The sequence below is a fragment of the Salmonella sp. A29-2 genome (genome assembly GCF_020150755.1).
Taxonomy (GTDB): domain Bacteria; phylum Pseudomonadota; class Gammaproteobacteria; order Enterobacterales; family Enterobacteriaceae; genus Salmonella; species Salmonella enterica.
The window spans coordinates 1,490,244-1,508,508 of record NZ_CP083731.1; the positions used below are offsets into that span (position 1 = coordinate 1,490,244).

The following is an 18,265-nucleotide window of genomic DNA, read 5'->3' on the forward strand; positions in this document are numbered from 1 at the left end:
ATGAAAAAAACCGCGATTGCGCTGCTGGCATGGTTTGTCAGTAGCGCCAGCCTGGCGGCGACGCCGTGGCAGAAAATAACCCATCCTGTCCCCGGCGCCGCCCAGTCTATCGGTAGCTTTGCCAACGGATGCATCATTGGCGCCGACACGTTGCCGGTACAGTCCGATAATTATCAGGTGATGCGCACCGATCAGCGCCGTTATTTCGGCCACCCGGACTTGGTCATGTTTATCCAGCGGTTGAGTCATCAGGCGCAGCAACGGGGGCTCGGAACCGTCCTGATAGGCGACATGGGGATGCCTGCCGGAGGCCGCTTTAATGGCGGACACGCCAGTCATCAGACCGGGCTTGATGTGGATATTTTCTTGCAGTTGCCGAAAACGCGCTGGAGCCAGGCGCAGCTATTGCGCCCGCAGGCGTTAGATCTGGTGTCCCGCGACGGTAAACACGTCGTGCCGTCGCGCTGGTCGTCGGATATCGCCAGTCTGATCAAACTGGCGGCACAAGACAATGACGTCACCCGTATTTTCGTCAATCCGGCTATTAAACAACAGCTTTGCCTCGATGCCGGAAGCGATCGTGACTGGCTACGTAAAGTACGCCCCTGGTTCCAGCATCGCGCGCATATGCACGTGCGTTTACGCTGCCCTGCCGACAGCCTGGAGTGCGAAGATCAACCTTTACCCCCGCCGGGCGATGGATGCGGCGCTGAACTGCAAAGCTGGTTCGAACCGCCAAAACCTGGCACCACAAAGCCTGAGAAGAAGACACCGCCGCCGCTGCCGCCTTCCTGCCAGGCGCTACTGGATGAGCATGTACTCTGATGGACAATTTTTATGATCTGTTTATGGTCTCCCCGCTGCTGCTGGTGGTGCTGTTTTTTGTCGCCGTACTGGCAGGATTTATCGATTCTATCGCCGGGGGCGGAGGGCTGCTCACTATCCCTGCGCTGATGGCCGCCGGGATGTCGCCGGCAAACGCGCTGGCGACCAATAAATTACAGGCGTGCGGCGGCTCCCTCTCGTCTTCGCTCTATTTTATTCGCCGTAAGGTGGTAAACCTGGCCGAGCAAAAGCTCAATATTCTGATGACGTTCATTGGCTCGATGAGCGGCGCGCTGCTGGTGCAGCACGTGCAGGCGGATATTTTGCGCCAGATCTTGCCCATCCTGGTGATTTTCATCGGCCTCTATTTTTTATTGATGCCGAAGCTGGGCGAGGAAGATCGCCAGCGCCGCCTGTATGGATTGCCGTTCGCGCTGATAGCCGGGGGATGCGTCGGGTTTTACGACGGCTTTTTCGGGCCTGCCGCCGGGTCGTTTTACGCTCTGGCGTTTGTCACCTTATGTGGCTATAACCTGGCGAAATCCACGGCACATGCCAAAGTGCTTAACGCTACCTCCAACGTTGGCGGCCTGCTGTTATTTATCATCGGCGGCAAAGTGATCTGGGCGACGGGCTTCGTGATGCTGGTTGGTCAGTTTTTAGGGGCGCGAATGGGGTCGCGTCTGGTGTTGAGCAAAGGCCAAAAGCTTATCAGACCGATGATCGTTATTGTCTCGGCGGTAATGAGCGCCAGGTTACTTTATGATAGCCACGGACAGGAGATCCTCCACTGGTTGGGGATGAATTAATGAACAATACGCACCATTACGAACAGTTAATTGAGATTTTTAACGGCTGCTTTGCCGAAGAATTTAATACCCGTCTGATTAAAGGCGACGACGAACCGATCTATCTTCCTGCTGACGCGCAGGTACCGTACCACCGCATCGTCTTTGCGCATGGGTTTTACGCCAGCGCGCTGCATGAGATTTCTCACTGGTGTATCGCCGGTAAGGCGCGCCGCGAACTGGTTGACTTTGGTTACTGGTACTGCCCGGACGGACGCGACGCGCAGACCCAAAGTCAATTCGAAGACGTTGAGGTGAAGCCACAGGCTTTCGACTGGTTGTTTTGCGTGGCGGCGGGGTATCCCTTTAACGTCAGTTGCGACAATCTGGAAGGCGATATTGAGCCGGATCGCGTGGCGTTTCAGCGCCGGGTTCATGCGCAGGTAATGGCGTATCTGGAGCAGGGCATTCCTGAACGTCCGGCCCGCTTCATCAAAGCGCTACAGAATTACTATCACACGCCCGAACTTAAGGCGGAACAGTTCCCGTGGCCGGAAGCGCTTAATTAAAGCCAGCGCCACGTTTACAATGAGGAAAGAAGATGATCGCGGAGTTTGAATCACGCATTCTGGCATTAATTGACGATATGGTAGAGCACGCCAGCGACGATGAGCTTTTTGCCAGTGGATACCTGCGTGGCCACCTGACGTTAGCCATTGCCGAGCTGGAGAGCGGTGATGACCACTCCGTTGAGGCGGTCTATGCCAACGTTAGCCAAAGTCTGGAAAAAGCGATCGGCGCCGGCGAACTGTCGCCGCGCGATCAGGCGTTAGTCAAAGCGATGTGGGACAATTTGTTCGACAAGGCAAAACAATAACGCCGTGGGCCGGAAGGCGACGCTTGCCGCCTTCCGCTATTGACTGGCCCATTACTTCACCGCTTTTCCCTTCAATAACTTTCTCACCCATAACCGATTCGGATTTAACGCCGCCAGCGTACTGGCATCCAGTGGAATCGGCTCGTTACTCATCTGCGCCGCCAGAATTTCTGCGCATAATGGCGCTGAGCACAAACCACGCGATCCCAGCGCGCCGAGCATAAATAAACCCGGATACACAGGCGCAAGCGCCGCCGACGTTTTATTATCGGCTAAATCGGCGTAATGCGTCAGCGTGGCGTGGTAATCCGGGACATTGCCCACCATCGGCAGGTGATCGCGGGTGGCGCAACGCACGCCGCAACGGGCGCTGTTGCCGCTAACGTCAACCTTTGTGGCCCATTTCGCATCCGGAAAACAGTCAAGCAGACGCTGTCGGTTCTGACGCTGATCTTCTTCGCGCCAGACGGTGCTTTCGTCACCCCGGTGATAGCTGGCGCCAATACAGTGCTGCTGATTATGCGGATTTTGCGGCGTCAGATAGCCGTCGTAGCATAACACCTGACGCAACGCCGAGAGGGCGGGGGTGGTGGGAATATGACTGACCTGCCCCCCGACGGCATACACCGGCAGCGGCCGGGTCTGATCAAAACGGTTAATCTGATGGCCGTTCGCCAGAACGACGGTCTCATGGCTGGCGGTTTCACCTGACGTAAAGCGCAGTTGCCAGCGCGACTCCTGCGCAACGAGCGACGTGAGCGTATGGCGAAAGCGCGTTTGTAAACCCTGTTCGGTCGCCAGTGCGATGACTGCGCGAGTTAATTGTTCCGGGCACAGCCAGCCGCCTGCCGGATAGGTAATTCCTCCGCAGCGTGTCGTCACGCCAACCGCCTGTTCCGCCTCTTCGGCATTGAGCGCCGAGGCCAGTCCGGCGGGCAGCGCCAGGGACAGCATCTGGGCGATTTTCTGCTGGCTTTTCTCATCCCATCCGAGCTGCGTCACGCCGCACCAGTCATGATCAAAAGAGACGGGCAGGGCATCATACAGGCGACGGGCAAAGGTGAATGCGGTCGGGAAAAAGCGATTAATGGCGGCGTCATGTTTGCTAAGGAGCGGATAAAGCGCGCCCTGTCGATTACCGGAGGCGCCCTGGGCGGGCTGGTCGTCCGCGCAATAGAGCGTCACCTGCCAGCCGCGACGCAGTAACGCCAGTGATAACAGCGCGCTGGCGATGCCGCCGCCAATGATTGCCGTTTCACGTTTTTCGCTTCCGCTGCGGTAAAACCAGGGCGCGGAAAGGGTCGGCATGAGGTGTTGTTCCATCACTCCGCAAAGCATCTCGCGTTTACGTCCGAAGCCTTTGCGTTTTTGCATGGTAAAACCGGCTTCCTGTAATCCCCGACGGACGAAACCCGCCGAGGTAAACGTCGCCAGCGTTGCGCCGGGCCGCGCCAGCCGCGCCATCGCGTTAAACAGGTTTGGCGTCCACATATCCGGATTTTTCGCCGGGGCAAAACCGTCGAGGAACCAGGCGTCGACTGTTTGATTCAGCGTGGCGTCCAGTTGGTCGGTCAGCTCATTAATATCGCCAAACCACAAATCCAGCGTCACCCGGCCCCGATCCAGCAATAGGCGGTGGCACCCCGGGAGCGGCAGCGGCCATTGCGCCTGCAGCTGCTCTGCCCAGGGCGCGAGCTCCGGCCAGTGTTGGTGCGCCAGCGCCAGATCGTCGCGCGTTAACGGGAATTTCTCAAAACTGATGAAATGTAACCTTTGCAGCGTCGCTTGTGGGTGCGCAGAACGAAAGCCGTCAAACGCCTGCCACAGCGTCAGGAAGTTGAGTCCGGTGCCAAAACCGCTTTCCGCGACTATAAATAATGGATGTGAATGTACGGGAAATCGCTCCGCAAGACGATTGCCGCCAAGAAAAACGTAGCGTGTCTCTTCGAGTCCATTGTCATTAGAAAAATAGACATCATCAAAATCTCGGGAAACAGGTGTACCCTCAGCGTTAAATTCGAGTGTGGCGGGTTGTATGGCGTATTGTTTCACGTAAGTTACTCGTCTGACGGGCGGTATCGCGATCTTAACGATGTGTGCCTGACGGCGCAAATTTCCGTACTAAATGGCTGATCGGACTTGTTCGGCGTACAAGTGTACGCTATTGTGCCAATCGAAACTTAAAAATAGTGCGAATTACAGAGGTATTGAATGAAACGTGCAGTGATTACTGGCCTGGGCATCGTTTCCAGCATCGGTAATAACCAGCAGGAAGTCCTGGCATCTCTGCGTGAAGGACGTTCAGGGATCACTTTCTCTCAGGAGCTGAAGGACGCCGGCATGCGTAGCCAGGTATGGGGCAACGTAAAACTGGATACCACTGGCCTCATTGACCGCAAAGTCGTGCGCTTTATGAGCGACGCCTCCATCTATGCTTATCTGTCTATGGAGCAGGCAGTGGCCGACGCCGGTCTGGCACCGGAAGTCTATCAGAATAACCCGCGTGTCGGCCTGATTGCAGGTTCCGGCGGCGGCTCCCCGAAATTCCAGGTCTTTGGCGCAGACGCCATGCGTAGCCCGCGTGGTCTGAAAGCCGTGGGCCCGTATGTGGTGACGAAAGCAATGGCATCCGGCGTTTCCGCCTGCCTCGCTACGCCGTTTAAAATTTATGGCGTGAACTACTCCATTAGCTCCGCTTGCGCGACCTCCGCACACTGTATCGGCAATGCGGTTGAACAAATCCAACTGGGCAAACAGGACATCGTTTTTGCTGGTGGCGGCGAAGAGCTGTGCTGGGAAATGGCCTGTGAGTTCGATGCGATGGGCGCACTGTCCACCAAATATAACGATACGCCTGAAAAAGCGTCCCGTACCTATGATGCGCACCGTGATGGGTTTGTCATCGCGGGCGGTGGCGGTATGGTTGTTGTCGAAGAGCTGGAACACGCTCTGGCGCGCGGCGCGCATATCTATGCGGAAATCGTCGGTTACGGCGCAACATCCGATGGCGCAGACATGGTTGCTCCGTCTGGCGAAGGCGCAGTACGTTGCATGCAGATGGCGATGCACGGCGTAGACACGCCGATCGACTACCTGAACTCTCACGGTACCTCTACTCCGGTAGGCGACGTGAAAGAACTCGGTGCAATCCGTGAAGTGTTTGGCGATAACAGCCCGGCAATTTCTGCAACCAAAGCGATGACCGGCCACTCGCTGGGTGCCGCAGGCGTGCAGGAAGCTATCTACTCTCTGCTGATGCTGGAGCACGGTTTTATCGCGCCGAGTATCAACATCGAAGAGCTGGATGAGCAGGCTGCGGGTCTGAACATCGTGACCGAAACGACCGAGCGTGAACTGACTACCGTAATGTCTAACAGCTTCGGTTTTGGCGGCACCAACGCCACGCTGGTGATGCGTAAGTTGTAAGCCTGACTATTACGTTGTAGTATCAATAATGAAACAGGTCGCTAATGCGACCTGTTTTTTCATTCAGGGAACAACAAATTATATGGATATTCTATAAATGCCAACTAATACATTAGATAAAATTAGGCATAGTTTGAGTTGTGTGGCTGTTTTATTTGGTTTGCTTGGCATTTTTGTTTTTGCCTCATTTTCGCCTTCCTATGCCTGGCTTTATTTGGGAGGTCTGGCTGCGCCTTTTATATATAGTATTGTTTTTGTCTATGCGATTGCCGCCTGGAGTATTTATTCAAAGTATTACCCGTTTTTATCATTGGGCCGCTTATCATTTGTGGAATGTTTTTTTCCGGCGCTGGCCCTGGTGTGCCTTACCGTTCTCTACAATGCTTTTAGTGGCCCGGAACCCTGGATGGCCGAGTTATCAAGGCAATTTTTTCTTCATAAATTTCTTAACACGCTGGCGATGTGCTTTCTGGCTCCTGTGGCGGAGGAAATTATATTCAGAGGGTTTTTATTAAACAGCAGTATCGGTTGGGGTCGGTACTCAAGAGTTTCCGGTATTATTATTACCTCACTCGCTTTTGCAATTATGCATACACAATATCTCTTTGCGGTGACTTTTGTTTATCTGTTTGTTTTTTCATCGATATTATGCGTTGTTCGAATGAGAAGCCGTGGGCTAATGATACCGATAATACTTCATATTTTAAATAATGCCTGGGTTATTTTCGGCTTACTGTTTTCAGCGACGGAATAAGCGCCTGATGCAAGAGGCGCTTTAACCTCTCCGGTACGAACAAGAGACCGATGGCGGTTCCCTTTTTTAATGCTTCTTATATTCCGGCGCGGCTTTCGCTGACCAGGCCTCAGCCTGGGTGATGGCGCCTGCGTCATAAATCGGCTGTTCATAACCCCTGTCAGCATCCCGAACGCGGTAAATTTTCCAGCGTCCCTCTTCCCAACGGGTATAAACTTCCAGGTGGATGGGCGTTGACTCTGTAGCCAACAGAACATCCACTTTTTCTCCGCCGAGGAAAGGGTGTGCCTTCCCAACCCGTAACTGTGGAATCCACTCTGGCGCATAGTCCTGCGCATACATAAAATAATCAGCCCCCACAATCTCCTGTTCATAAAGGGACTGTATTAGCGCCAGGCGATGAATAACCTCTTTAGCGACGTAACGTTGCATTAAGGCGGTGGTGTCGTCAGGGGGATTCACATCGTTCGTGAACGTCGTCATCCATGAGGTATAGAATTGCTTCACGGCCTGCGTACTGTCGTGATGAGGCGCAGAGCAACTACAAAGCAACAGGATAAGCGCGACAAGGGAGAACGTTTTCATTAATTCTTCCTGTAGATGGTATATGAGGGCCTGGCTGCCCGGTAGCCCGGGCCGGCCCACATATCGCGTTGTTTAAAATCTGAATACCACTCTGTGCCATCATATATCGCCATGTGACCACTCGGGTTTCCGCCAGCGTAAGGTTGAATAATAATGACGTCACCCTCGCGCGGCATTTCATAGGTACCAATAGCGGTGAATCCGGCGTTTCTTAACATTGGGCCATAATCTTTCGCATGATATGTATGCCCCAGCGTGATACCGCCCGCCTGAATTGCCTTTCGGGTAAATTCCGCACACCAGCCTGACGAGAAAGATCTCTGAGCGTAATACCTCTTTTTTCAAGTGCACTTTTAATATCTGCACGATGCCAGTCCTGGCTTTTTGGTTCCATTCTGTAATCCTAAGAAGATGTGTTATCGGCACCGATATTTTTAAGGTAAAAATTAGCGTGATAAAAAGAAAGTTACTTTCTTTTTCACTCTGAGAATAGTGCCAGAAAGAAAGCAAAATTTCGCGAAAAAGAAGAAATATTTTTATTTCATCAGGGGAAAGGAAAGAAACCGATGGCAAAGGAATGGTTCACGGTTAAGGAATGTCTTGGCTTACCGGGGTTTCCGGGAAGCGAGCCTGCGGTTCGCGAACGTTTGTATAAGTACAGCGAAGGGAAAGAGGGGGTCAGGCGTAAGCGTGTTAAATCAAAGGCCGAGGAGTTTCATATATCTGTTTTCCCTCTTTATGTTCATCGTTATCTGGACGACAGCGGAGAGGAACCGACGCCAGAACCCATTTCCTTACAGGAAGCGGAGCCTGAAGATATCTGGGAGATGATGTTCAGGTTACTGACGCCAGAACAGCGCAAGCAGGTGACCGGACGGTTTAAGGTGAGAGGAATGAAAGCGGTCTTTCCCTTTCTGTTTGATGACACGCCGCCACGTTGATACCCTGGCTGCAATTTCAAGGTTGACAAGTTTCGCGTCTCACAGGCAGACTTCACTTTCTACATTATCCTTCCGATAATGCGTAAGCGTTTAACGTTATCCAACGCACCTTAATCCTGACGTTCAGGTAGAGGGGGGCGTGGCCTTTCCCCGCCTTACTCTGCATTCTGGAGTAATGCATGACAGCAGTTAGCCAAAAAACAACGACCCCGTCTGCGAATTTTTCGCTGTTCCGCATCGCCTTTGCGGTTTTCCTGACCTATATGACGGTCGGGCTGCCGTTACCCGTCATCCCGCTTTTTGTCCATCACGAACTGGGCTATAGCAATACGATGGTTGGGATCGCCGTGGGCATTCAGTTTTTTGCGACGGTACTGACGCGCGGCTATGCCGGACGGCTGGCGGATCAATATGGCGCTAAACGATCGGCGTTACAGGGGATGTTTGCCTGCGGGCTGGCGGGCGCCGCCTGGCTCCTGGCCGCGCTGTTGCCAGTTTCCGCGCCGATAAAATTCGCGCTGCTTATTGTCGGGCGTTTGATCCTCGGATTTGGCGAAAGCCAGCTGCTGACCGGAACCCTGACCTGGGGACTGGGGCTGGTTGGCCCAACGCGTTCCGGTAAGGTGATGTCGTGGAACGGAATGGCGATTTACGGCGCGCTGGCGGCCGGTGCGCCGTTGGGCTTGCTGATCCATAGCCACTTTGGCTTCGCGGCGCTGGCGGGGACGACGATGGTTTTACCGCTGCTGGCCTGGGCATTCAACGGCACCGTGCGTAAAGTGCCTGCGCATACGGGGGAGCGACCTTCACTGTGGAGCGTGGTCGGGCTTATCTGGAAACCGGGCCTGGGCCTGGCATTGCAGGGCGTGGGCTTTGCCGTCATCGGTACGTTTATTTCACTTTATTTTGTCAGCAATGGCTGGACGATGGCGGGATTCACCCTGACCGCGTTTGGCGGTGCGTTTGTACTGATGCGCATATTGTTCGGTTGGATGCCGGATCGCTTTGGCGGCGTGAAGGTCGCCGTTGTCTCATTGCTGGTTGAGACGGCAGGACTGCTGCTCTTGTGGCTGGCGCCGACGGCCTGGATAGCGCTGGTAGGCGCGGCGCTCACCGGGGCAGGGTGTTCACTGATTTTCCCGGCGCTGGGCGTGGAGGTTGTGAAACGCGTACCTGCACAGGTACGCGGTACGGCGCTCGGCGGCTACGCCGCGTTTCAGGATATCTCCTACGGCGTTACCGGCCCGCTGGCGGGCATGCTGGCCACGTCATACGGCTATCCTTCCGTATTCCTCGCGGGAGCGATCTCCGCGGTGGTTGGCATCCTGGTGACGATATTATCGTTCCGGCGTGGTTAAGAAACCAGCCAGAAAAGCGCCAGTACAATTATTAGCGCGATAAACAACAGGCCTGGCCGCGCAGACAGATTTTTTACGGTTTCAATCATCGGCGCGAACGGGCGGTAGATGGGTTGAATAGAGAGCGGTTCCAGCTCATCCGCCTCCCGCTCTACGCGACGCAGGAAAATATGGTTAAGTAAATCCTGCACCTGGGCGGTGGTCAACACCGTTTGCGGCTGAATTTGATAAGTGTGTTGGGCATACTCTTTGATCGCTGTGAGCTCGTCTGGCTCAAGCGGTTGTTTTAACGCAGCCTGCAGCGTATGTAGCGTAGGCGCGTGTTGTAGTGACAGCGTCTGCCGCGCCTGTAGCCATGTCGCCAGATGAGTAAACTGCTTTGCCGGAATGAGCTCGCCGCTTTTCACGCCGGAGAGTTCCAGCATTGATTGCCAGATAAGTTTGTTTGACTCGCCGGTCGCGGCCGCCAGCTTCGTCACCAACTGATTCAACGTATTATGTTCAGCAGGCAATAATGGCCGATCCGTTGCCGGACGTTGCTGCGGCTGCGGAATGGAAAGCTGCCCCTGTTGCAGGAGCGTCAGCACGTTTTTGAGTTGATCGGGCGTAAGCTGGCTAAGCGCGGTTTGACCGTATTGCTGACGGATAAAATCGCTGACGGCCTGACGATTATTCCCGACGCCAAGCAGCTCTGTTAGCTGTGAAAGCACCTGACGATTGGCGTGATTTTGCTGCGCTACGCCCAGACGCTGGGTAAGATTCTGTTCAGCGGCGGGGAAGTGGCGCGACAGTAGCGGCGCGTCATTTTTTATCCCCAGATCGTGTTTCATTCCGGCCCATACTTCCGCGCTTTGCTGCTGGGTCAGTGAAATCAGGCGCGTGATCAGCCTTTCCAGTACCGTACGCTGTTGCATGGAAAGCGGCTGCTCGCTCGCAGCGGAAAGAGGATTACGCCCTTCGCCTGGAGGCTGTGCGGGGGCGCCGGAGATGGGATGCATAATTAATTATCCTTTAACCATAAATCTGAGCAATATATGCCTGGCGGCCAGATTATGGCACACTTGTCCGGTTAACTCTCGTTCTCAAACAGGTACGACAGTCGTGAAAATTCTCGTTGATGAAAATATGCCTTACGCCCGCGAATTATTTAGCCGCCTGGGTGAGGTAAAGGCAGTGCCGGGTCGCCCGATCCCCGTTGAAGAATTGAACCATGCCGATGCGTTAATGGTGCGTTCGGTCACGAAAGTGAATGAATCGCTGCTGAGCGGCACGCCGATTAACTTCGTTGGTACTGCTACGGCAGGCACCGATCATGTGGATGAGGCATGGCTGAAGCAGGCGGGCATCGGTTTTTCAGCCGCGCCCGGCTGTAATGCTATCGCCGTGGTGGAGTATGTGTTTTCCGCGCTGTTGATGCTGGCCGAACGTGACGGCTTTTCGTTACGCGATCGCACTATAGGGATTGTCGGCGTGGGTAACGTCGGAAGCCGGCTACAGACCAGGCTTGAAGCGTTGGGTATCCGCACGTTGCTGTGCGATCCGCCACGCGCCGCACGCGGGGACGAGGGTGATTTTCGTACGCTGGATGAGCTGGTGCAGGAAGCGGATGTCCTGACTTTCCATACGCCGCTTTATAAAGACGGACCGTACAAAACGCTGCATCTGGCCGATGAGACGCTGATCCGTCGACTGAAACCCGGCGCCATTCTCATTAACGCCTGCCGCGGTCCGGTGGTGGATAACGCCGCGTTGTTGGCGCGACTTAATGCCGGGCAGCCGCTGAGCGTGGTGCTTGATGTGTGGGAGGGCGAACCGGATCTTAACGTCGCGCTACTGGAAGCCGTGGATATCGGCACGTCGCATATTGCCGGCTATACGCTGGAAGGCAAAGCGCGCGGCACCACCCAGGTCTTTGAGGCGTATAGCGCGTTTATCGGTCGCGAGCAGCATGTCGCGCTGGAGACATTACTGCCTGCGCCTGAGTTTGGTCGTATTACGCTTCACGGCCCGCTGGATCAACCGACGCTGAAAAGACTGGCGCATTTGGTGTATGATGTGCGCCGCGACGATGCGCCACTGCGTAAAGTCGCTGGAATTCCGGGTGAATTTGATAAATTGCGTAAAAATTATCTTGAGCGCCGTGAATGGTCGTCTTTATACGTGATGTGTGACGACGAAACGGCAGCCGCCTTGCTGTGTAAGCTAGGTTTTAACGCTGTTCATCACCCGGCACATTAATGTCTTCTTAATGCTCCCTGTCGAATAATGCGACAGGGACGCTTATGTATTTCTGGAGTAAATCACCATGTCTGAAGGCTGGAACATTGCCATTCTGGGCGCAACGGGCGCCGTAGGCGAAGCCCTGCTTGAAACACTGGCTGAACGCCAGTTCCCGGTCGGTGAAATTTATGCGTTGGCGCGTCATGAAAGCGCGGGCGAGCACCTCCGTTTTAGTGGCAAGTCGGTCATTGTCCAGGATGCGGCGGACTTTGACTGGACGCAGGCGCAGTTGGCGTTTTTCGTTGCCGGCGCAGAGGCATCGGCTGCCTGGATAGACGACGCGACCAATGCAGGCTGCCTGGTGATAGATTCCAGCGGTCTGTTCGCGCTGGAGCCTGATGTGCCGCTGGTCGTGCCGGAAGTTAACCCGTATGTACTGGCGGATTACCGTAACCGTAACGTGATTGCGGTCGCCGATAGTCTGACCAGTCAACTGCTGGCGGCGCTCAAGCCGTTAATCGATCAGGGGGGACTGTCGCGCATCGCCGTCACCAGTATGTTATCAGCGTCCGCGCAGGGGAAAAAAGCGGTCGATGCGCTGGCCGGACAGAGTGCGAAGCTGCTTAACGGCATACCGATTGATGAAGATGATTTCTTTGGCCGCCAGTTGGCGTTCAATATGCTGCCGCTGCTGCCGGATCGTGAAGGCAGCGTGCGCCAGGAACGTCGTATCGTCGATGAAGTGCGTAAAATTTTGCAGGACGATGGCGTGATGATCTCCGCCAGTGTCGTGCAGTCGCCGGTGTTCTATGGCCATGCGCAGATGGTGAGCTTTGAAGCGCTCCGTCCGCTGGCGGCGGAAGAGGCGCGCGAGGCGTTTTCCCGCGGTGAAGATATCGTACTATCAGAAGAGACGGATTACCCGACGCAGGTGGGCGACGCTTCCGGCAATCCACAGCTTTCTATTGGCTGTGTGCATAATGATTACGGTATGCCGGAACAAATTCAGTTCTGGTCAGTGGCGGACAACGTGCGTTTCGGCGGCGCGCTGATGGCCGTTAAAATTGCGGAGAAGCTGGTGCAGGAGTATCTGTACTGATGTCCGGACAGCAATCATCGCCGGTCTATAAAATTGCGCTGGGTATTGAGTACGACGGCAGCAAGTATTATGGCTGGCAGCGTCAGAATGAAGTGCGCAGCGTGCAGGAAAAGCTGGAAAAAGCGCTCTCGCAGGTGGCAAATGAACCTATTAACGTGTTCTGCGCCGGGCGCACCGATGCCGGCGTTCACGGCACCGGGCAGGTTGTCCATTTCGAAACGACCGCATTGCGCAAAGATGCGGCATGGACGCTGGGGGTAAATGCGAATTTGCCTGGTGACATTGCCGTGCGCTGGGTGAAAACTGTACCGGATGATTTTCACGCGCGATTTAGCGCTACGGCTCGCCGTTATCGCTATATCATCTACAATCATCGACTGCGTCCTGCGGTGTTAGCAAAAGGCGTGACGCATTACTATGAGCCGCTGGATGCAGAGCGGATGCATCGCGCGGCGCAGTGTCTGCTTGGTGAAAATGATTTTACCTCGTTTCGCGCAGTGCAGTGCCAGTCGCGCACGCCGTGGCGTAATGTGATGCACATCAACGTTACTCGCCACGGCCCTTATGTGGTGGTCGATATCAAAGCGAATGCCTTTGTTCATCATATGGTCAGGAATATTGTCGGCAGCCTGCTGGAAGTAGGCGCTCACAACCAGCCGGAGAGCTGGATCGCAGAGCTGTTAGCGGCCAGGGACAGAACGCTGGCGGCGGCAACGGCGAAGGCGGAAGGGCTATATTTGGTTGCGGTGGATTACCCTGACCGGTTTGACCTTCCAAAACCGCCAATGGGCCCGCTATTTCTGGCGGACTAATCCGAATCGTACACCCGAAACGTGTCGGGTAGAAAGGCAAAGACAAATATGGACCTGATCTACTTTATTATTGATTTTATTCTGCACATCGATGTGCATCTGGCGGAGCTGGTCGCGGAGTACGGCGTCTGGGTGTACGCTATTTTGTTTTTGATTCTGTTTTGTGAAACCGGCCTGGTCGTCACGCCGTTCCTGCCGGGCGACTCGCTGCTGTTTGTCGCCGGGGCGCTGGCTTCGCTGGAAACCAACGATCTCAATGTGCATGTCATGGTGGCGTTAATGCTGATCGCCGCAATTGTCGGCGATGCGGTAAATTACACGATTGGTCGACTGTTCGGCGAAAAACTGTTCAGTAATCCGAATTCGAAAATTTTCCGCCGCAGTTATCTGGATAAGACCCACCAGTTTTATGAAAAACACGGCGGTAAAACTATCATTCTCGCTCGCTTCGTGCCGATCGTCAGAACCTTTGCGCCGTTTGTGGCAGGGATGGGGCACATGTCCTATCGGCATTTTGCCGCCTATAACGTCATCGGCGCGCTGCTGTGGGTGCTGCTCTTTACCTACGCCGGTTATTTCTTCGGTACGATACCGTTGATTCAGGATAACCTTAAGCTGCTGATTGTGGGGATTATCGTGGTTTCGATATTACCTGGCGTCATTGAGATTGTCCGGCATAAGCGCGCTGCGTCGCGTGCCGCAAAATAGAAAGTAACTCAGCGGTTCGACCACTTTTTTATCCAAAGTTTCGGGCTGTTATGTTTTAATGTGCAACATTCATGGTCTGTTGGGGGCAAAAATGGCATTATGCGCCCCTTATAATAAAGCTGACTAAGGTTCAGGCAGAAAGGTCACCAATGAGCTGGATTGAACGAATTAAAAGCAACATTACTCCCACCCGCAAGGCAAGCATTCCTGAAGGGGTGTGGACCAAGTGTGATAGCTGCGGTCAGGTTTTATACCGCGCTGAGCTGGAACGTAATCTTGAGGTCTGTCCTAAGTGTGACCATCATATGCGCATGTCGGCGCGCAATCGCCTGCATAGCCTATTAGATGAAGGTTCCCTTGTGGAGTTGGGTAGCGAGCTGGAGCCGAAAGACGTGCTCAAGTTCCGCGACTCCAAAAAATATAAAGACAGACTGGCGTCCGCGCAGAAAGAAACCGGCGAGAAAGACGCGCTGGTGGTCATGAAAGGGACGCTTCACGGTATGCCGGTTGTCGCCGCCGCGTTTGAATTCGCGTTCATGGGCGGCTCAATGGGGTCTGTCGTTGGCGCACGCTTCGTTCGCGCCGTTGAACAGGCGCTGGAAGACAACTGTCCGTTAGTGTGTTTCTCTGCTTCCGGCGGCGCGCGTATGCAAGAAGCGCTGATGTCTCTGATGCAGATGGCGAAAACCTCGGCGGCGCTGGCGAAAATGCAGGAACGTGGTCTGCCCTACATCTCGGTATTGACCGATCCGACAATGGGCGGCGTTTCCGCCAGTTTTGCGATGCTGGGCGATCTCAACATCGCCGAGCCAAAAGCCCTGATTGGCTTCGCCGGCCCGCGCGTTATCGAACAGACCGTTCGTGAGAAGCTCCCGCCAGGATTCCAGCGCAGTGAGTTCCTGATCGAAAAAGGCGCTATTGATATGATAGTCCGCCGCCCGGAAATGCGCCTGAAGCTGGCGAGCATTCTGGCGAAGCTGATGAATCTGCCCGCGCCGAACCCGGACGCCCCGCGTGAAGGCGTGGTGGTGCCTCCGGCGCCGGATCAGGAGTCTGAGGCCTGATAACTGAAAAGGGCAGGGCCGCAGGCTCTGCCCTTTTGCTTTTCACCGTAAAGAAGCAGCGGAATCAATGAAAAACAAATCTATACCTCAAGCTGCGTCGCCCCTGGCCTCGTGGCTTTCTTATCTGGAAAACCTGCACAGCAAGAGTATCGATTTAGGCCTTGAGCGCGTAAGCCAGGTGGCAGCGCGTCTGGACATCCTCAAGCCTGCGCCGTTCGTTTTTACCGTTGCGGGAACCAACGGCAAAGGTACGACCTGTCGCACGCTGGAGTCGGTGTTAATCGCGGCGGGATACCGTGTGGGCGTCTATAGTTCGCCTCATCTGGTACGTTACACCGAGCGCGTGCGCGTGCAGGGGAAAGAATTAGCGGAATCCGCGCATACCGCGTCCTTTGCGGAAATAGAAGCGGCGCGCGGCGATATTTCATTGACCTATTTTGAATATGGCACGTTGTCGGCATTGTGGCTGTTTAAACAGGCTAACCTTGACGTGGTGATTCTGGAGGTCGGGTTGGGCGGGCGCCTGGACGCCACAAACATTGTGGATGCCGATGTAGCGGTAATTACCAGCATCGCGCTTGACCATACTGACTGGCTGGGGCCGGATCGCGAAAGTATCGGCCGCGAGAAGGCCGGGATTTTTCGTGCGGAAAAACCCGCTATCGTCGGCGAACCGGAAATGCCGGCAACTATCGCGGATGTCGCGCAGGAGACCGGCGCGCTGTTGCTGCGTCGCGGCGTTGACTGGCGTTATGAGGTGACAGCGACCCAGTGGGCGTTTACCGATGGCGACGGCACGCTTGCCGGACTGCCGTTGCCGCAGGTTCCTCAGCCGAATGCCGCCACCGCTCTGGCCGCGCTGCGCGCCAGCAGGTTGAACATTGACGAGCAGGCGATTCGCGACGGTATTGCGCAGGCTACCTTGCCGGGACGTTTTCAAATCGTGAGTGAGTCGCCGCGCGTTATCTTTGATGTCGCCCATAATCCCCACGCGGCGGAATACCTGACGGGTCGTCTGAAAATGTTGCCGAAACGCGGGCGCGTGCTTGCGGTGATTGGTATGCTGCATGATAAAGATATCGCCGGCACGTTAGCCTGGTTGAAAAGCGTGGTTGACGACTGGTATTGTGCTCCGTTAGAGGGGCCGCGCGGCGCGACGGCGGAACAACTTCTGGAACATCTGGGGAAAGGGAATGTCTATGATAGCGTCGCGCAGGCATGGCAGGCCGCTATCGACGCGGCGCAGCCAGAAGATACCGTGCTGGTGTGCGGATCGTTCCACACCGTCGCACATGTTATGGAAGTGATAGACGCGGGGAGAATCGGTGGCGAGTAAGTTTCAGAATCGTTTAGTCGGCACGATTGTGTTAGTCGCGCTGGGGGTTATTGTGCTTCCCGGTCTGCTGGACGGACAGAAAAAGCATTATCAGGATGAATTTGCTGCGATTCCACTGGTACCGAAGCCTGGCGACCGCGATGAGCCGGATATGATGCCTGCCGCAACGCAGGCGCTGCCGACACAGCCGCCGGAAGGGGCGGCTGAAGAGGTACGGGCGGGAGATGCGGCAGCGCCGTCTCTGGACCCGTCGCGCATGGCGTCTAACAATGTCGAGCTTGATCCGATACCGGTGGAGACGCCTAAACCGAAGCCGGTTGAAAAGCCGAAGCCGCAGCCTAAACCGCAACAGCCGGTTGTCGCCGCTTCCACGCCGACGCCCGCGCCGCAACCAGTCGCCGACGATAAACCTGCGCCGACCGGCAAAGCCTATGTCGTACAGTTGGGCGCGCTGAAAAACGCGGATAAAGTCAACGAGATAGTCGGCAAGCTTCGTTCCGCCGGGTTCCGGGTTTATACTTCCCCCTCAACGCCGGTACAGGGTAAAATAACCCGTATTCTCGTCGGGCCGGATGCGTCGAAAGATAAGATGAAAGGATCGCTTGGCGAGCTCAAGCAGATTTCCGGGTTAAGCGGCGTGGTGATGGGATATAGCCCGAACTAAGGCGCGTTTTGCCTGAGCGCGCAGCGTTAAGGCCTACGGTGTTCACCTGGTAATAGCCGAAGTTCTGTAGGCTGGATAAGGCGTTTACGCCGTCATCCGGCAGAAGGAATAAACCTGGTATCCTGCGCTTATCAGGCCGATGGCAGCTCTTCTGGTCGTGCCCGAAGAGATAAAAAGTGTGATGGCGTTGAATATTTTTTCAGCGCCATTTTTATTTACGCGTGGGAAGGAAATCCCTACGCAAACGTTTTCTTTTTCTGTTAGAATGCGCCCCGAACAGGACGACAGGGCGTAAAATCGTGGGACATCTATGGTCTGGATTGATTACGCCATTATCGCGGTGATTGCTTTTTCCTGTCTGGTTAGCCTGATCCGCGGCTTTGTTCGTGAAGCGTTATCGCTGGTGACGTGGGGTTGTGCTTTCTTTGTCGCCAGTCACTACTACACTTACCTGTCTGTCTGGTTTACGGGCTTTGAAGACGAACTGGTTCGTAATGGGATTGCTATCGCGGTACTGTTTATCGCGACGCTTATCGTCGGCGCTATCGTGAATTTTGTGATAGGTCAGCTAGTAGAAAAGACCGGCCTGTCGGGAACTGACCGGGTGTTGGGGATCTGTTTCGGCGCACTGCGAGGCGCGCTGATTGTCGCCGCCATTCTGTTCTTCCTTGATACCTTTACCGGCTTGTCGAAAAGCGAAGACTGGAGCAAATCGCAGCTCATCCCGCAGTTCAGCTTCATCATCAGATGGTTCTTTGACTATCTGCAAAGCTCGTCGAGTTTCTTGCCCAGGACGTAACAGGTTCTG

At 54.9% G+C, this 18,265-nt stretch carries 19 protein-coding genes and 2 pseudogenes; 16 read left to right on the forward strand and 5 right to left on the reverse strand.

Annotated features, from left to right (window positions below; translation table 11 throughout):
• The 4 genes from mepA to K8W53_RS07265 are packed head-to-tail and all read left to right on the forward strand — an operon-like array spanning position 1 to position 2,490.
• Positions 1–825, forward strand: a complete 825-nt coding sequence (gene mepA / locus K8W53_RS07250; RefSeq protein ID WP_000750429.1) for a penicillin-insensitive murein endopeptidase — start codon at positions 1–3, stop codon at positions 823–825.
• Complete coding sequence (locus K8W53_RS07255) at positions 825–1,634, forward strand: sulfite exporter TauE/SafE family protein (protein ID WP_000368599.1); 810 nt, start codon at positions 825–827, stop codon at positions 1,632–1,634. Before mepA ends, K8W53_RS07255 begins: the two co-directional genes overlap by 1 nt.
• The gene (locus tag K8W53_RS07260) at positions 1,634–2,182 is read left to right on the forward strand and encodes an elongation factor P hydroxylase (RefSeq protein WP_001066345.1); all 549 of its coding nucleotides are present in this window, start codon (positions 1,634–1,636) and stop codon (positions 2,180–2,182) included. Before K8W53_RS07255 ends, K8W53_RS07260 begins: the two co-directional genes overlap by 1 nt.
• Before the next feature lie 32 nt (positions 2,183–2,214).
• Positions 2,215–2,490: a YfcL family protein gene (locus K8W53_RS07265; RefSeq protein ID WP_000559749.1), complete on the forward strand. Its 276-nt coding sequence runs from the start codon at positions 2,215–2,217 to the stop codon at positions 2,488–2,490.
• Between the two features lie 51 nt (positions 2,491–2,541).
• On the opposite strand, the gene mnmC is transcribed toward K8W53_RS07265, so the two are convergent.
• Positions 2,542–4,542, reverse strand: a complete 2,001-nt coding sequence (mnmC, locus tag K8W53_RS07270; protein WP_023223764.1) for a bifunctional tRNA (5-methylaminomethyl-2-thiouridine)(34)-methyltransferase MnmD/FAD-dependent 5-carboxymethylaminomethyl-2-thiouridine(34) oxidoreductase MnmC — start codon at positions 4,540–4,542, stop codon at positions 2,542–2,544.
• Between the two features lie 159 nt (positions 4,543–4,701).
• Here mnmC and fabB point away from each other — a divergent pair, with 159 nt between their 5' ends.
• Both fabB and K8W53_RS07280 read left to right on the forward strand, forming a co-directional pair.
• On the forward strand, positions 4,702–5,916 hold the full coding sequence (gene fabB / locus K8W53_RS07275) for a beta-ketoacyl-ACP synthase I (RefSeq protein ID WP_000817161.1): 1,215 nt from the start codon (positions 4,702–4,704) through the stop codon (positions 5,914–5,916).
• Between the two features lie 97 nt (positions 5,917–6,013).
• Positions 6,014–6,670 carry a CPBP family intramembrane glutamic endopeptidase gene (locus tag K8W53_RS07280; protein ID WP_001142914.1) on the forward strand — a complete coding sequence of 219 codons (657 nt, stop codon included), beginning with the start codon at positions 6,014–6,016 and terminating at the stop codon, positions 6,668–6,670.
• Between the two features lie 66 nt (positions 6,671–6,736).
• Here K8W53_RS07280 and K8W53_RS07285 read toward each other — a convergent pair whose 3' ends face one another.
• The 3 genes and pseudogenes from K8W53_RS07285 to K8W53_RS07295 form a co-directional block, all read right to left on the reverse strand.
• Positions 6,737–7,255: a YbjP/YqhG family protein gene (locus K8W53_RS07285; RefSeq protein WP_017441451.1), complete on the reverse strand. Its 519-nt coding sequence runs from the start codon at positions 7,253–7,255 to the stop codon at positions 6,737–6,739.
• A pseudogene (locus K8W53_RS07290) lies at positions 7,255–7,572 on the reverse strand (hypothetical protein); the annotation flags it as partial. The pseudogene K8W53_RS07290 and the gene K8W53_RS07285, both read right to left, overlap by 1 nt.
• A pseudogene (locus K8W53_RS07295) lies at positions 7,518–7,649 on the reverse strand (helix-turn-helix domain-containing protein); the annotation flags it as partial. The pseudogenes K8W53_RS07295 and K8W53_RS07290, both read right to left, overlap by 55 nt.
• A 172-nt stretch (positions 7,650–7,821) precedes the next feature.
• Here K8W53_RS07295 and K8W53_RS07300 point away from each other — a divergent pair.
• Both K8W53_RS07300 and K8W53_RS07305 read left to right on the forward strand, forming a co-directional pair.
• On the forward strand, positions 7,822–8,196 hold the full coding sequence (locus K8W53_RS07300) for a hypothetical protein (protein ID WP_001051266.1): 375 nt from the start codon (positions 7,822–7,824) through the stop codon (positions 8,194–8,196).
• A gap of 179 nt (positions 8,197–8,375) precedes the next feature.
• Positions 8,376–9,554 (forward strand): MFS transporter, encoded by a 1,179-nt coding sequence (locus K8W53_RS07305; protein WP_023223766.1) that lies wholly within the window; start codon positions 8,376–8,378, stop codon positions 9,552–9,554.
• On the opposite strand, the gene flk is transcribed toward K8W53_RS07305, so the two are convergent.
• Positions 9,551–10,552: a flagella biosynthesis regulator Flk gene (gene flk / locus K8W53_RS07310; RefSeq protein ID WP_000553395.1), complete on the reverse strand. Its 1,002-nt coding sequence runs from the start codon at positions 10,550–10,552 to the stop codon at positions 9,551–9,553. The genes K8W53_RS07305 and flk overlap by 4 nt on opposite strands.
• A 103-nt stretch (positions 10,553–10,655) precedes the next feature.
• Between flk and pdxB the strand changes: the two genes are divergently transcribed.
• The 8 genes from pdxB (at position 10,656) to cvpA (ending at position 18,256) form a co-directional block, all read left to right on the forward strand.
• Positions 10,656–11,792 carry a 4-phosphoerythronate dehydrogenase PdxB gene (pdxB, locus tag K8W53_RS07315; RefSeq protein WP_000699176.1) on the forward strand — a complete coding sequence of 379 codons (1,137 nt, stop codon included), beginning with the start codon at positions 10,656–10,658 and terminating at the stop codon, positions 11,790–11,792.
• Positions 11,793–11,859: 67 nt separating this feature from the next.
• Positions 11,860–12,873, forward strand: a complete 1,014-nt coding sequence (locus tag K8W53_RS07320; RefSeq protein WP_001634998.1) for an aspartate-semialdehyde dehydrogenase — start codon at positions 11,860–11,862, stop codon at positions 12,871–12,873.
• Positions 12,873–13,685: a tRNA pseudouridine(38-40) synthase TruA gene (gene truA / locus K8W53_RS07325; RefSeq protein WP_000016631.1), complete on the forward strand. Its 813-nt coding sequence runs from the start codon at positions 12,873–12,875 to the stop codon at positions 13,683–13,685. The genes K8W53_RS07320 and truA overlap by 1 nt, the downstream gene beginning before the upstream one ends.
• A gap of 48 nt (positions 13,686–13,733) precedes the next feature.
• A complete protein-coding gene (locus K8W53_RS07330; RefSeq protein WP_000364318.1) occupies positions 13,734–14,393 on the forward strand; it encodes a DedA family protein in 660 nt (219 codons plus the stop codon).
• Between the two features lie 149 nt (positions 14,394–14,542).
• Entirely contained in the window at positions 14,543–15,457 is a 915-nt protein-coding gene (gene accD / locus K8W53_RS07335) for an acetyl-CoA carboxylase, carboxyltransferase subunit beta (RefSeq protein ID WP_000118383.1), read from the forward strand.
• A gap of 67 nt (positions 15,458–15,524) precedes the next feature.
• The gene (gene folC, locus K8W53_RS07340; RefSeq protein WP_023223767.1) at positions 15,525–16,793 is read left to right on the forward strand and encodes a bifunctional tetrahydrofolate synthase/dihydrofolate synthase; all 1,269 of its coding nucleotides are present in this window, start codon (positions 15,525–15,527) and stop codon (positions 16,791–16,793) included.
• A complete protein-coding gene (gene dedD, locus K8W53_RS07345; RefSeq protein WP_000157037.1) occupies positions 16,783–17,457 on the forward strand; it encodes a cell division protein DedD in 675 nt (224 codons plus the stop codon). The genes folC and dedD overlap by 11 nt, the downstream gene beginning before the upstream one ends.
• A 310-nt stretch (positions 17,458–17,767) precedes the next feature.
• Positions 17,768–18,256 (forward strand): colicin V production protein, encoded by a 489-nt coding sequence (gene cvpA / locus K8W53_RS07350; protein ID WP_000262102.1) that lies wholly within the window; start codon positions 17,768–17,770, stop codon positions 18,254–18,256.
• The last annotated feature ends 9 nt before the right edge of the window (positions 18,257–18,265 follow it).

Bases quoted from the DNA above. Each gene is read 5' to 3' on its own strand.
- mepA (WP_000750429.1), top strand. From the start codon at position 1: ATGAAAAAAACCGCGATTGCGCTGCTGGCATGGTTTGTCAGTAGCGCC.
- K8W53_RS07255 (WP_000368599.1), top strand. From the start codon at position 825: ATGGACAATTTTTATGATCTGTTTATGGTCTCCCCGCTGCTGCTGGTG.
- K8W53_RS07260 (WP_001066345.1), top strand. From the start codon at position 1,634: ATGAACAATACGCACCATTACGAACAGTTAATTGAGATTTTTAACGGC.
- K8W53_RS07265 (WP_000559749.1), top strand. From the start codon at position 2,215: ATGATCGCGGAGTTTGAATCACGCATTCTGGCATTAATTGACGATATG.
- fabB (WP_000817161.1), top strand. From the start codon at position 4,702: ATGAAACGTGCAGTGATTACTGGCCTGGGCATCGTTTCCAGCATCGGT.
- K8W53_RS07280 (WP_001142914.1), top strand. From the start codon at position 6,014: ATGCCAACTAATACATTAGATAAAATTAGGCATAGTTTGAGTTGTGTG.
- K8W53_RS07285 (WP_017441451.1), bottom strand. From the start codon at position 7,255: ATGAAAACGTTCTCCCTTGTCGCGCTTATCCTGTTGCTTTGTAGTTGC.
- K8W53_RS07300 (WP_001051266.1), top strand. From the start codon at position 7,822: ATGGCAAAGGAATGGTTCACGGTTAAGGAATGTCTTGGCTTACCGGGG.
- K8W53_RS07305 (WP_023223766.1), top strand. From the start codon at position 8,376: ATGACAGCAGTTAGCCAAAAAACAACGACCCCGTCTGCGAATTTTTCG.
- flk (WP_000553395.1), bottom strand. From the start codon at position 10,552: ATGCATCCCATCTCCGGCGCCCCCGCACAGCCTCCAGGCGAAGGGCGT.
- K8W53_RS07320 (WP_001634998.1), top strand. From the start codon at position 11,860: ATGTCTGAAGGCTGGAACATTGCCATTCTGGGCGCAACGGGCGCCGTA.
- truA (WP_000016631.1), top strand. From the start codon at position 12,873: ATGTCCGGACAGCAATCATCGCCGGTCTATAAAATTGCGCTGGGTATT.
- K8W53_RS07330 (WP_000364318.1), top strand. From the start codon at position 13,734: ATGGACCTGATCTACTTTATTATTGATTTTATTCTGCACATCGATGTG.
- accD (WP_000118383.1), top strand. From the start codon at position 14,543: ATGAGCTGGATTGAACGAATTAAAAGCAACATTACTCCCACCCGCAAG.
- folC (WP_023223767.1), top strand. From the start codon at position 15,525: ATGAAAAACAAATCTATACCTCAAGCTGCGTCGCCCCTGGCCTCGTGG.
- cvpA (WP_000262102.1), top strand. From the start codon at position 17,768: ATGGTCTGGATTGATTACGCCATTATCGCGGTGATTGCTTTTTCCTGT.